The 12,685-nt window shown below is 72.5% G+C and carries 12 protein-coding genes; 6 read left to right on the forward strand and 6 right to left on the reverse strand.

Annotation, left to right across the window (positions count from 1 at the left end; translation table 11 throughout):
* Nucleotides 1-245 precede the first annotated feature (245 nt).
* The 3 genes from ACZ60Q_RS29065 (at nucleotide 246) to ACZ60Q_RS29075 (ending at nucleotide 3,765) form a co-directional block, all read left to right on the forward strand.
* Nucleotides 246-1,985: an N-acyl-D-amino-acid deacylase family protein gene (locus ACZ60Q_RS29065; RefSeq protein WP_469640412.1), complete on the forward strand. Its 1,740-nt coding sequence runs from the start codon at nucleotides 246-248 to the stop codon at nucleotides 1,983-1,985.
* Complete coding sequence (locus ACZ60Q_RS29070) at nucleotides 1,982-3,478, forward strand: aldehyde dehydrogenase family protein (RefSeq protein ID WP_469640414.1); 1,497 nt, start codon at nucleotides 1,982-1,984, stop codon at nucleotides 3,476-3,478. Before ACZ60Q_RS29065 ends, ACZ60Q_RS29070 begins: the two co-directional genes overlap by 4 nt.
* A gap of 62 nt (nucleotides 3,479-3,540) precedes the next feature.
* Nucleotides 3,541-3,765, forward strand: a complete 225-nt coding sequence (locus tag ACZ60Q_RS29075) for an SCO4225 family membrane protein (RefSeq protein ID WP_469640416.1) — start codon at nucleotides 3,541-3,543, stop codon at nucleotides 3,763-3,765.
* On the opposite strand, the gene ACZ60Q_RS29080 is transcribed toward ACZ60Q_RS29075, so the two are convergent.
* On the reverse strand, nucleotides 3,750-4,478 hold the full coding sequence (locus ACZ60Q_RS29080) for a siderophore-interacting protein (RefSeq protein ID WP_469640417.1): 729 nt from the start codon (nucleotides 4,476-4,478) through the stop codon (nucleotides 3,750-3,752). The genes ACZ60Q_RS29075 and ACZ60Q_RS29080 overlap by 16 nt on opposite strands.
* A 126-nt stretch (nucleotides 4,479-4,604) precedes the next feature.
* Between ACZ60Q_RS29080 and ACZ60Q_RS29085 the strand changes: the two genes are divergently transcribed.
* Nucleotides 4,605-7,520 carry a GNAT family N-acetyltransferase gene (locus ACZ60Q_RS29085; protein WP_469640419.1) on the forward strand — a complete coding sequence of 972 codons (2,916 nt, stop codon included), beginning with the start codon at nucleotides 4,605-4,607 and terminating at the stop codon, nucleotides 7,518-7,520.
* 102 nt (nucleotides 7,521-7,622) lie between these two features.
* Here ACZ60Q_RS29085 and ACZ60Q_RS29090 read toward each other — a convergent pair whose 3' ends face one another.
* Nucleotides 7,623-8,099 carry a sel1 repeat family protein gene (locus ACZ60Q_RS29090; protein WP_469640421.1) on the reverse strand — a complete coding sequence of 159 codons (477 nt, stop codon included), beginning with the start codon at nucleotides 8,097-8,099 and terminating at the stop codon, nucleotides 7,623-7,625.
* Between the two features lie 120 nt (nucleotides 8,100-8,219).
* Here ACZ60Q_RS29090 and ACZ60Q_RS29095 point away from each other — a divergent pair, with 120 nt between their 5' ends.
* Both ACZ60Q_RS29095 and ACZ60Q_RS29100 read left to right on the forward strand, forming a co-directional pair.
* Nucleotides 8,220-9,065, forward strand: coding sequence for an LLM class F420-dependent oxidoreductase (locus ACZ60Q_RS29095; RefSeq protein WP_469640423.1), 846 nt, complete (start codon nucleotides 8,220-8,222; stop codon nucleotides 9,063-9,065).
* A 214-nt stretch (nucleotides 9,066-9,279) separates the two neighbouring features.
* Entirely contained in the window at nucleotides 9,280-10,764 is a 1,485-nt protein-coding gene (locus tag ACZ60Q_RS29100) for a peptidoglycan D,D-transpeptidase FtsI family protein (RefSeq protein WP_469640424.1), read from the forward strand.
* Between the two features lie 84 nt (nucleotides 10,765-10,848).
* Here ACZ60Q_RS29100 and ACZ60Q_RS29105 read toward each other — a convergent pair whose 3' ends face one another.
* From ACZ60Q_RS29105 to ACZ60Q_RS29120, 4 genes are all read right to left on the reverse strand, one after another.
* Nucleotides 10,849-11,058: a DUF397 domain-containing protein gene (locus ACZ60Q_RS29105; RefSeq protein WP_469640426.1), complete on the reverse strand. Its 210-nt coding sequence runs from the start codon at nucleotides 11,056-11,058 to the stop codon at nucleotides 10,849-10,851.
* A gap of 74 nt (nucleotides 11,059-11,132) precedes the next feature.
* On the reverse strand, nucleotides 11,133-11,342 hold the full coding sequence (locus tag ACZ60Q_RS29110; RefSeq protein WP_469640428.1) for a DUF397 domain-containing protein: 210 nt from the start codon (nucleotides 11,340-11,342) through the stop codon (nucleotides 11,133-11,135).
* Nucleotides 11,343-11,601: 259 nt separating this feature from the next.
* The gene (locus ACZ60Q_RS29115) at nucleotides 11,602-11,811 is read right to left on the reverse strand and encodes a DUF397 domain-containing protein (RefSeq protein WP_469640430.1); all 210 of its coding nucleotides are present in this window, start codon (nucleotides 11,809-11,811) and stop codon (nucleotides 11,602-11,604) included.
* Entirely contained in the window at nucleotides 11,808-12,635 is an 828-nt protein-coding gene (locus ACZ60Q_RS29120; RefSeq protein ID WP_469640432.1) for a helix-turn-helix domain-containing protein, read from the reverse strand. The genes ACZ60Q_RS29115 and ACZ60Q_RS29120 overlap by 4 nt, the downstream gene beginning before the upstream one ends.
* Nucleotides 12,636-12,685: the final 50 nt, after the last annotated feature.

Raw genomic sequence — 12,685 nt, forward strand, 5'->3', positions numbered from 1 at the left:
CCCGGGCCCTCACGCACGGGGCTCCGCCCCGGACCCGCACGGGGCTCCGCCCCGGACCCCGCTCCTCAAACGCCGGAGGGGCTGAAAGGACTCGCCTCAAGCGCCGGCGGGACCCCCTCCCATGGCCGGGCGGCGTCTTCCCGGACCGTCGCCCAGATGAGCCGGGGTGCGCACCGCGGCCGTAAGCGTGCGCGCCCCGGCTGTCCCACCCGAGCCGGAGAAGGCACCCCGAGAAGGGAACCGTCATGCTCGACCACCTCATCCGCCGCGCGACCGTCGTGGACGGCACCGGCGGCCCCGCCCACATCGCCGATGTCGGCATCCGCGAGGGCAGGATCGCCGTCGTCGCCGAGCCGGGGACGATCACCGAAGAGGCCGTCACCAGCGAGGACGCCGACGGGCTCGTCCTCGCCCCCGGCTTCGTCGACCCGCACACCCACTACGACGCCCAGCTCTTCTGGGACCCCTACGCCACCCCCTCCATGAACCACGGCGTCACCACCGTCGCGGGCGGCAACTGCGGGTTCACCCTCGCCCCGCTCCACCCCGACCGGCCCGAGGACGCCGACTACACCCGGCGGATGATGTCGCGGGTCGAAGGGATGGCGCTCGCCGCGCTGGAGGACGGCGTCGACTGGACCTGGTCCACCTTCGGCGAGTACCTCGACGCCCTCGAAGGGCGCATCGCCGTCAACGCCGGGTTCATGGTCGGGCACTGCGCTCTGCGCCGGCACGTCATGGGCGCCGACGCGGTCGGCGGGCAGCCCACCCCCGCGCAACTGGACGCCATGCTCGCCCTCTTCCACGACGCGATGGACGCCGGGGCCTGGGGGCTCTCCACCACCCAGTCCGCCACCCACGCCGACGGCGACGGCGAGCCCGTCGCCTCCCGGCACGCCCGGCCCGAGGAACTGCTCGCCCTCTCCCGAGCGGTCGGCGAGCACGAGGGGACCCAGTTGGAGGCGATCGTCGCCGGGTGCCTGGACCAGTTCTCCGACGCGGAGATCGACCTCCTCGTCGACATGACCGCCGCCGCCGGACGCCCGCTCAACTGGAACGTCCTCACCATCGACGCCGCCGTCCCCGAACGCGTACCGCGCCAGCTGATCCCCAGTGAACGCGCCCGCCGCGCGGGCGGCCGGATCGTGGCCCTCACCATGCCGATCCTGACGCCCATGAACATGTCGCTCGGCACGTTCTGCGCCCTCAACCTCATCCCCGGCTGGGGCGAGATCCTCGCCCTCCCCGTCCCCGAGCGCATCGAACGCCTCCGGGACGCCGGCACCCGCGCCGAGATGCTGCGCCGCGCCGACAGCAAGGAGGCCGGGGTCTTCCGCCGGCTCGCGAACTTCGGCCGGTACGTCATCGGGGACACCTACAGCGCCGCCAACGAGGGGCTCGGCGGGCGCGTCGTCAACGACATCGCCGCCGAACGCGGCCAGGACGCCTTCCACTGCCTGGTCGAGATCTGCGCCGCCGACGACCTGCGTACGGTGCTGTGGCCGATGCCCACCGACAACGACCCGGACTCCTGGGTGCTGCGGCAGCGGACCTGGGAGCACGAGGACGTCCTGCTCGGCGGCTCCGACGCGGGCGCGCACCTGGACCGGATGTGCGGGGCCCCGTACACCACGCGCTTCCTCGGCGACTGTCTGCGCGGGCGCGGGCTCGTCCCGCTGCCCGCCGCCGTCAAGATGCTCACCGACGACCCCGCCCGGCTCTTCGGGCTGCGCGAGCGCGGCCGGATCGAGGAGGGTTTCCACGCCGACCTCGTCCTCTTCGACCCCGAGCGGATCGACGCCGGGCCCGCCACCCTCGTCCACGACCTGCCCGGGGACAGCCCGCGCCTGGACTCCAAGGCCATCGGGATCGTCTCCGTACGCGTCAACGGGATCGAGACCCTGCGGGACGACAAGGTGACGGGTGCGGTGCCGGGGACGGTGCTGCGCTCGGGCCGCGACACCCGGACGGTGAGCACCGCGTGAGCCCCGGACCCGAGAGCCCCCACGGCGGTGCGAGCCCCGAACCCGGGCGCCTCTTCATCGGCGGGGAGTGGACCGAGCCCGACGGCGGCCACTACGAGGTGATCGACCCCGCCTCCGAGGAGGTCGTCGGCCTCGCCCCGGAGGCGAGCCGCGCCCAGGTGTACGAGGCCGCGGCGGCGGCGCGCGAGGCGTTCGGTCCGTGGTCGCGGACCCGGCCCGAGGAGCGCGCCGCGATCCTCGACCGGGCGGCCGACCTGATCCAGCGGGACTTCGCCGCCCACGCCGAGATCGCCCGGCGGGAGAGCGGGGCCACCGCCTCCACCGCCCGGGGCATGCAGGTCGCGGTGGGCGTCGCACGGTTCCGGCGGTACGCGAGGGGGGCCCTGGAGCCCGTCGAGGAGGCCGTCGCGCCCCAGATCAACGAGGCCGGGCCGATGGGGCGGGCCGGGGTCTTCGGGGCGCTGGCCGTACGCCAGCCGGTCGGCGTGGTCACCTGCGTCACCTCGTACAACAACCCCTGGGCCAACCCGGCGGGCAAGATCGCGCCGGCGCTCGCGATGGGCAACACGGTCGTGGTGAAGCCCGCCCCGCAGGACCCGCTCTCCGTCTACCGGATGGCCGCCGCCCTCGCGGAGGCGGGCGTTCCGCCGGGCGTCGTGAACGTCGTCACCGGGTCGGGCGCGGAGGCCGGGGAGGCCGCCGTGGACTCCGGGGACGTCGACATGGTCAGCTTCACCGGCTCCACCGCCGTCGGGCAGCGCATCGCGCAGGTGTGCGGGCGCGGGATGAAACGGCAGCTGATGGAGTTGGGCGGCAAGGGGGCGGCCCTGGTTCTCGAAGACGCCGATCTGGGCTCCGCCGTCGCGGGCATCGGCACGACGTTCTCGTTCTACAGCGGACAGATCTGTACGGCTCCGACCCGCGTCCTGGTCCACCGGTCCCGCCAGGACGAGCTGATCGCCGCGCTCGCCGCGTACGCGAACCGCCTCACCGTCGGTGACCCCCGCGACCGGGCCACCGTGGTCGGCCCGGTCATCTCCGCGACCCACCGCGACCGCGTCGAGGCGTATGTGGAGCTGGGCCGGAAGGAGGGCGCGCGGGTCGTCACGGGCGGCGTCCGGCCCGGCAACCTGGACCGGGGCTTCTACGTGGCCCCCACGCTGCTGGCCGACTGCACCCCGGACATGCGGGTCGTCCGCGAGGAGATCTTCGGGCCGGTCGTCGTGGTCGTCCCCTTCGACGACGAGGAGGAAGCCGTGGCGCTGGCCAACGACAGCGACTACGGCCTCATCGACTACGTGTGGTCCGGCGACGTGGCCCGCGCCTTCCGGATCGCCCGCCGGCTGCGCGCGGGCGGGGTCGGCGTCAACACGGTCGGGCGGAACATGGAGGCCCCGTTCGGCGGGTTCAAGAAGAGCGGGGTGGGGCGGGACGTGGGCTCCTACGCGCTGCACGCCTACAGCGAGACGCAGGCGATCGTCTGGCCCGGCTGAGGTGGCTTCCATGCGGCGCGGGAAAATTTGAATCGGCACAAAACGGACCGTGCTGCGAGGCTGTGCTGCGAGGCCGTGACGCGAGGTACGGCGCGCCGGTTTCCTGTTCCTCGCCACCCGCCCCCACCGGTTTCCTGTTCCTCGCGCTGCCGGCGCGCGGCGTCGTGTTCTTCGCCGCCGTCCTTGTCGGGGCGGCGGTCAACGCCTGGATCATCGGCTGGTGCACCCGCGCACTGCGCCGAGGCGGGCGCCCGCCCGAGCGTCCGGAGCCCTACGGCCGCCAGTAACCCAACGCGTGCACGCGGTCCTTGGGCAGGCCCAGCTCCTTGCGGAGGTACGCCGACAGGGTCCGGGTGGTCGCCGTGTCGCAGGCGACCCAGACGTACGCGTCCGTGTGGTCCTCGCCCAGCAGCTCCGGCAGGGCCGTTTTCACCTCGGTGACGAGCCGTGCGCCCGCCTCGCGGCGCTCCACGTGGTGCAGGGTGTGGTGGGCCTCGTCGAGGCGGAGCGGCAGTTTCCTGTCCTCCTCGTGCGCGGTCTCGAACCAGATCGTCGCCGGGGTCGACGGGATCGCTTCCAGCAGGGAGTTGATCGCGGGCAGCGCCGCCGCGTCACCGATCACGAAGAGCCGTGAGGGCGCCGGGTCGGGCAGGGTGAAGCCGGTGCCCTGGAGGGTCGCGTCGATCGTTCCGCCGACCCCGACGGTCCTCGCCCAGTCGCAGGCGGGGCCCTCGTGCAGGGCGAATTCCAGACTGAACGTGCCCGCCTCCGGGTCGGGGTCGACCAGGGTGTAGGCGCGCTGGTGCGGCTTGCCGTCCTTCTCGAACCACAGCCGCACCCACATCGTCGGGTGGGCCCCGCCGGTCGCGGCGAGCAGCCCGCCGTCGGTCACGCGCACCCGGTGGAAGCGGGCGGTGACCTGCTCCGTGCCGGTCACCGTGAACGTGAAATCACGCCCCCGGAACAGTTTGAGAACGACGCCTTCCCAGCCATGCCCCACGGTGTCTCCTGCCTCGCCCCGGCGCCCCGGCCTACTGCCCGAAGGGTCGCTTTAGGTTAGGTTAACCTAAGTTCCGGGGGCTGGGGAGTGGCTGAAAACCACCGGAAGCAGGGGATGGGTGAAACGATGACCAATGGCGTCGGCAGTGAGAGACCGGGCGCGGGCGCGCACGGCGGCTCCCAGGCGTTCCGGGGCGACGCGGCAGCGTCCCGCGACGACTTCGAGGTGTTCCGGGACGACTGGGGGATACCGCACCTGCGGGCCGCCGACGCCCTCGCGCTGGCCCGCGCCCAGGGGTACGCCACCGCCCTCGACCGGGCCTGGCAGCTGGAGACCGAGCGGCACCGGTCGCTCGGCACCGGCGCCTCCCTCCTCGGTGCGGAGGCCGTCGGCTGGGACCGGTTCGCCCGGCGGGCCCGGCTCGCCGACACCGCCCGCCGCTGCTTCGACCGCCTCGCGCCGGAGACCGCCGCCTGGGTGGCCGCGTACGTCGACGGAGTCAACGACGGACTCGCCGAAGGGGCCGCCCACACACCCGAGTTCGCCGCGGTGGGCCTCGCCCCCGGCCGCTGGGAGCCCTGGACCCCACTCGGCGTCTGGCTCTCCACACACATCCTGTTCGCCGGCTTCCCGACCAAACTCTGGCGCGAAGAGGTCGCCCGCCGGCTCGGCGACGACCAGCTGAACCTCTTCGCGACCGACGGCCCCGGCACCGCGGGCAGCAACGGCTGGCTGCTCACCGGCGCCCGCACCGCCACCGGCGCCCCGCTCCTCGCGGGCGACCCGCACCGCTTCATCGAGGCCCCCGGCGTCTACCAGCAGATCCGGCTCGCCTGCCCCGAGTTCGACGTCGTCGGCCTCGCGGTCCCCGGCGTCCCCGGCATCGCCCACTTCGGGCACACCGGCGGCGTCGCCTGGGCGATCACCAACGCCATGGCCGACTACCAGGACCTCTACCGCGAGCAGTTGCGCCGCACCCCGGACGGCGGGGTGGAGGCGCTCGGCCCGGACGGCTGGTACCGGGCCCACACCCACACCGAGACGATCGAGGTGGCGGGCGCGGACCCGGAGACGGTCGAGGTGATCGAGACGGACCGGGGGCCGGTGATCATCGGAGGCCCGGACGGGGGCGCACCCGCTGTCGCGTCCCCACCCGCCGACGCCGACGCCGACGCCGATGACGATGCCGACGCCTCCGTCGATGCTTCCCTCGGCGCCTCCACCGAGCGCCCTTCCATCAGCCTGCGTCACCTGCCGCGCGTCACCGGCGAGTTGGGCTTCGAGGTGCTGCCCGCGCTGCTCCGGGCCCGCACGGTCGCCGATCTCGACGCCGCGCTGGACCGCTGGGTCGAACCCGTCAACGTGGTCCTGGCCGCCGACACCGCCGGGGGCACCCTGCACCGGGTCGCCGGACGCGTTCCCGTGCGCCCGGACGTCAACCGGCTGCGGGTCGTCCCGGCCGAGGACCCCGCGTACGGCTGGCGCGAGGGTGAGACCGCCCCCCTGCCCCGTACCGAGGTGGACGGCCCCGGCGGGATCGCCGTGATGGCCAACGAACGCGGCCTCGCCGCCCCGCTCGGCGTCGAGTTCGCGCCCCAGCACCGGGCCCGCCGCATAAGGGAGTTGCTCGCCGCCCGCACGGACTGGTCGCCCGCCGCCATGGCCGCCGTCCACACCGACACCCACCTCGCCTCGTCCCGCCCGCTGCTGTCCCTGCTGGCCCGGGCCCCCGGTCTCGGTCCCGCCGCCGAACGGCTCCGGGACCGGCTGCTGCGCTGGGACCGCCACATGGACGCGGACAGCACCGAAGCGACCCTCTACGCCCGCCTGCGCACCGATGTCGTCCACCGACTGGCCGGCCACCCCGCCCTGAAGGGCGTCACGGGAGCGGACGACCCGTGGCGCTCGGCCGCGTACCCGGAACTCTTCCGCCCCTGGCTCGCCGCCGTCCCCCGGATCGGCTACGCGCTGGAGAGCCTGCTCGGCGTCGGACTCCTGCCGTACGAGGACCGGCTGGCGGTGGTCGCGGCCTCGGCCGAGACCGTCGCGGCGGCGGCCGAGGAGACGCCGCCCGACCCGTGGGGCGAGCTGCACCGGCTGTCCCCCTGGCAGGCCCTGCCGGAGCCCGCGCCCGACGAGGAGGCCCGGCCGGGGCTGGCGGGCGACCACGACTGCGTGCTGTCGACCTCCGCCGTCCCCGGCGTCACCGACCTGTTCGCCCGGGGCCCGGCCGCCCGCTACGTCTGGGACCTGGCCCGCCGCGAGGACAGCCGGTGGGTGGTCCCGTTCGGCGCGTCCGGAGTCCCCGGAGCCGCCCACCACCGCGACCAGACGCCCCGGTGGGCGCGGGGCGAGCTCATCCCGGTCGTCACGGACTGGAACCTGCTGCACCCGATGATCCGCCACCCGGAGGAGACCCCCGCCATGACCGCCGCCGAACCCACCGCCGAACCCACCGCCGAACCCGCCGTTCCCGCCCTTCGCGCAGCCGTCCACGAGCAGAAGGTCGAGGGCTTCGGAACGGTGCGCCTGGTGCCCGTCGACCCCGCGGCCGATCTGGACCTGCTGCACGGCTGGGTCACCGCGGAGCGGGCGCGGTTCTGGGGCATGGGCGGCCACACCCGCGAACAGGTGCTGGAAATATACGAGTTCGTGGACTCGCTCGCCACGCACCACGCCTACCTCGCCCTGCGCGACGGGGTCCCGGCCGCGCTCTTCCAGACGTACGAGCCGGACGCCGACCCGGTCGGCGAGTGCTACGACGTACGGCCCGGCGACTTCGGCATCCACCTGCTGATCGCGCCCGCCGAGAGCGAGGGCACGGTGAACGGGTACACCAACGCCCTCCTCACCGCGTTCATCGGCTTCGTCTTCAGCGACCCGGCCCACCTGCGGATCGTCGTCGAGCCCGACGCCCGCAACGAGAAGGCCCTCGCCCGGATGGGCCGGGCCGGATTCGAGCTGGGCCCGGAGATCGTGAAGCCGGAGAAGACGGCCCGGCTCGCGTTCCTGACGAGGGAGGTCGCGCTGCGACGCGCGTAGCGCGCCGGAATCGGCCCGCCGGCGGCCGGCCACGGTGAGCAGGTGTCACGGCAACCCCTCCGCGTCACCGCGCGGAGGGGCCCCGTCGCTGCGCGGAGGGGCCTACGGCGCCGGGTCCGCCCCGTCCGGGTGCAGCGGGCCGCCCGGCCGGAACAGCCTCCTGGCCACCGCGTGCCCGGCCTCCGCCGCCATCCGGAACCACGGCTCCGCCGCCGCCGGCCCCTCGCGCTGCTCGACCAGGCGGCCCAGCTCCCACATCGACTCCACGTCACCGGCCTTCACCGCCTGCCGCAGCAGCCGCTCGGCCGCGTCGGGACGCCCCTCCGCCCGCGCGGTCAGGGCGAGCGCCCGCAGCCCCCGTACGGCCCGGGCGTCCCCGGCCGCGGCCGCCGCCACGAGCTTGCGCGGATCGACGGGGCGGCGGGAACGGCTCCGGAACAGCAGCAGGATCCCGAGCACCCACATGATCCAGCTCAGGCTGATCAGCGTGCCGCTGCCGGTGACGACCCCGGTCAGGCTCAGCGCGCCGCCCGCCGGCAACAGGAAGTACCCCAGCCCCGGTCCCAGTCCCGGCCCCATCGCAACTCCTCTCCGTCCGATCCCGCCGCGCACGGGCGACGGTCTCGGATTTCCTTGTCGTACGGCATACCTTGGCCCTTCGCACCCATGACGCGCTGACGGACGACGGAGGTGTTCTCGATGCGGATCTCCACAACGATCTTCCTCACCGATGAGACGGTGACCCCGGTCAGGCTCGCCCGCGAGCTGGAGCGGCGGGGGTTCGGCGGGCTGTATCTGCCCGAGCACACGCACATTCCGGTGATCCGCAGCACGCCGTACCCGATGGGCGGTGAGCTGCCCCGGGAGTACGGCCGCACCCTGGACCCGTTCGTCGCCCTCGGCCAGGCCGCCGCCGTCACCGAGCGCCTCGCCCTGGGCACCGGCATCACCCTGGTCGCCCAGCACGACCCGATCGGCCTGGCCAAGCAGGCGGCCACCCTGGACCACCTCTCCGGCGGCCGGTTCACCCTCGGCGTCGGCTACGGCTGGAACGTCGAGGAGGCGGCCGACCACGGGGTGGAGTGGTCGACGCGCCGGGACCTGGGGCGGGACCGGATGGCCCTGATGCGGGCCCTGTGGGCGGACGAGCCGACCGGATACGAGGGCGCGTTCGGGTCGGTACGGGCGAGCGAGGCGCACCCCAAGCCGGCCCAGCGGCCGCGCGGCCCGGTCAACGGGCCGCGCACCCTGATCGGCGGCGGGGCGGGCCCGAAGCTGTTCGCGCACATCGCGGAGTACGCGGACGGCTGGCTGCCCATCGGCGGTGGGGGCCTCACCGAGTCCCTGCCGAAGCTGCGGACGGCCTGGGCAGAGGCCGGGCGCGATCCGAAGGACCTCCAGGTGGTGCCGTACGCGGTGCTGCCCAGCCCGGGGAAGCTCGCCCACTACGCGGATCTGGGCATCGACGAGGTCGTGCTCCAGCTGCCCCCGGCGGACGAACCGGAGGTCCTGCGGACGCTGGACGACTACGCCGCGTACCTCTGAGCAGGGCCGCGCGATAGGTTCGAGCAGGGCCGCGCGTTACCTCTGAGGAGGGCCGCGCGGGCCCTGTGAGATGGATCGCTCGGGCCCGCGTGCGGGACCGCCCGTGCAACCGGGCACGCCCACAAGGCATCCTTACTCACCGGGGAACGCATACGCGGGCCCGGTCGGCGGGCACCCCGCCGTGCGGACCGGAGCCCGCCCGGTTGGGAGTGGAATGAACAGGCCGTTGCGGCACATAGCCATCTTCTGCGGGCTGCTGGTGCTGGCCCTGCTGCTGCGGGCGAACTGGCTCCAGCACGTCGACCGCCAGGAGCTGGCCCAGCACGAGAACAACGCCCGGGTGCGGTTCGAACGGTTCTCCACCCCGCGCGGCGACATCATCGTCGGCGGCAAGGCGATCACCGGATCGAAGGAGACCGAGAGCCGGGACTACGCGTTCCTCCGGACCAACAAGAACGGCGCGATGTACGCGCCCGTCACCGGGTACGCCTCCCAGTCCCGGGGCACCTCGCTGCTGGAGCGGACCTACGACAGCGTCCTCAGCGGCCAGGACGACCGGTTCGCCTTCCGGCACGCCAAGGACGTCCTGACGGGACAGCCCCGGCGCGGCGGCGACGTGATCACCACGATCGACGCCAAGGCGCAGAAGGCGGCCTACAAGGGCCTGACGGACCTGGGCGCCCGGGGCGCGGTGGTCGCCCTGGACCCGCGCACCGGCAAGGTGCTGTCCCTGGTCTCCACGCCCTCGTACGACCCCGAGGCCTTCGCCGGCATCTCGTTCAAGGAGAGCGACCGCTTCACGGCGCTGGAGAAGAAGAAGGCCAAGCCGCTGGCCAACCGCCCGCTACGCGAGACCTACCCGCCCGGCTCCACCTTCAAGATCCTCACGGCCGCGGCGGCGCTGGAGCACGGCGTGGTCACCGACGTGGACGCCCGGACGGACGCGGTCTCGCCGTATCCCCTGCCGCTCTCGACCAACAAGATCGGCAGTGAGGCGGGCGACGGGTTGTGCAACAAGGCGTCGATGAAGACCGCCATGCAGTACTCCTGCAACAACGTCTTCCTCGACGCGGCGTCCGAACTGGGCGAGGACCGGATGCGGGAGACGGCGGAGAAGTTCGGCTTCAACGAGGACGTGTACGCGGAGGAGTTCGGCGACCTGCTCGCCACGAAGAGCCTCTACCCGCCGAAGCTCGACAAGCCCGGCACGGCCCTCACGGGCATGGGCCAGGGCAGCCTCACGAGCACCCCGATGCAGATGGCGATGGTCACCGCCGCCCTCGCCAACGACGGCAAGCTGATGCAGCCCTTCATCGTCGACGAGCTGCGCGGCCCGGACCTCTCCACACTGGAGAAGAACGAGCCGAAGGAGATGAGCCAGGCCGTCTCGTCCGAGACGGCGAAGAAGGTCCAGGAGATGATGGAGCACACCGCGAAGGAGGGCAGCGCCCAGCGCGCCCTGATCGACGGTGTGACGGTCGGCGGCAAGACGGGCACCGCCCAGCGCGGCGTCAACGTCCGCGACGAGGTCCCGTACGGCTGGTTCGTCAGCTACGGCAAGAAGGACGACGGCCGTTCGGTCGCGGTCGCCGTGTTCATCGACCCGACGGACATGGACATCTCCCGCTCCGACATCTCGGGCGGCCGGCTCGGCGCCCCGATCGCGAAGAGCGTGATGCAGGCGGTGCTGGGGGACTAGGGGTTTCCTGAATCCCCGTCGTCGGCCGAGCAGCAGGGGCCCCCACCATGGCACGCATGGTGGGGCCCCCTGCTGCTCGGTTCGTCAGACGGTGTCGAACGTTCCGTCCTGGACGCCTGCGACGAACGCCGTGAAGGCGGTGGCGGGGACGGCGATCACGGGGCCGTTCGTGACCTTGGAGTCTCGGACGGGGACGGTGCCGCCCGTGGCGGCGAGGTTGGCGGCGACCTCGACGCAGTCGCCGCCGTTGTTGCTGTACGAGGACGTGATCCAGCACGGGGATTCAGGCATCACGGGTGCCCCTTCTCTCCGAGCAGCAGGATGCCTCACCGTGCGGGGCAGGGTGGGGCATCCGGTTGCTCGGTTCGTCAGATGGTGTCGAACGTCCCGCCCTGGACGCCTGCGACGAACGCCGCGAAGGCGGTGGTGGGGACGGCGATCACGGGGCCGTTCGTGACCTTGGAGTCTCGGACGGGGACGGTGCCGCGCGTGGCGGCGAGGTTGGCGGCGACCTCGATGCATGCACCGCCGTTGTTGCTGTACGAGGACGTGATCCAGCACGGGGATTCAGGCATCACGGGTGCCCCTTCGCGTAGGAGGCACCACCATGCACGATGCCGTGGGCCGGGCACCAGAGGGCCTCGGGGCGGTCAGGCGCCGCAGGCGTACTCCGCCGCAGCCCCCTCACGCACCTTTACGTCGTCCACCACCGGGTCCCGGCCTGCGAGGTCCGCCTCCCGGACGGAGTGCCCGGTCCCCCCAAGAGCGCCCCTTCTCTCCGAACAGCAGGATGCCCCACCGTGCGGGGCAGGGTGGGGCATCCGGTTGCTCTGTTCGTCAGATGGTGTCGAACGTCCCGCCCTGGACGCCCGCGATGAATGCCGCGAAGGCGGTGGCGGGGACAGTGACCACGGGGCCGTCCACGACCTTGGAGTCTCGGAGGGGGACGGTGCCGCGTGTGGCGGCGAGGTTGGCGGCGACCTCGATGCAGTTACCGCCATTGTTGCTGTACGAGGACTTGAACCATCGGGGGGATTCGGTCGTCACTGGGTGCCCTTTCGCAACTGGCTGATCTTGGCCACAGACGCCGTCTGCGATAGCGACGCGCCCTGAAGTTGATGGTAGGCCGTCAACATGGGGAGGACGAACGAACTTTCCCGGTCAAGATGCCCCAGGGTTTGCGACTCGGCGTAGCAGATCACGGACCGGTCCGGCAGCGTCAGAATGTTGACCGGCAGGTCGAACGTCCGCTGTTCACCGATCTCGTACGGGGCCACCTGAAGCAGGGTGTTGGGGAGCTCGGCGAACTTCATCAGCAGGTCCAGCTGGGCATCCATGACGGCGGGGCCTCCCACCGGACGGCGAATGCAGCTTTCGTCCATGGTCACGAAGAGCATGGGTGGATTCGGCCGCAACAATGCCGCCTGGCGTTCCGCCAGGAAGGCCACCCGATCGTCGGCCTGCTCCGGCGTGATCGCTCCCCGCCGTACGGCGCTGTCGGCCAGGACCCGTGCGTACTCGGGCGTCTGCAACAGTCCAGGGATGATCCCGACTTCGTAGAGCCTGATCTCCACCGCCCGGCCCTCGTAGCGCACGTACTCCGGGAAGCCCTCCAGCATGGTCAGGTCCTTCATCGCCTGGACCATGCGACTGAACTTCTCCCCGGTCCCCAGCGCCCTGTCAACACTTCTCGCGAAGCGTGGAGTCGGAGAGCGCCGACCAGTTTCCACGGCCGAAATATGCGTCCCCGAGCACCCCATACGTCCGGCCAACTCGTCCTGCGTCCAGCCGCGCGCGTCTCTGGCCTGCCTCAACTGCAAGCCGAAGGAAACATCCGGATCGTCGGGATCGAGCTGCTTGCGGTTCACCATGCCGAAGCCCTAACTCTCTGAGCGAAACTCGCAGGTTGAAGACATTTCGA

The sequence above is a fragment of the Streptomyces sp. NPDC104313 genome, assembly GCF_055583985.1.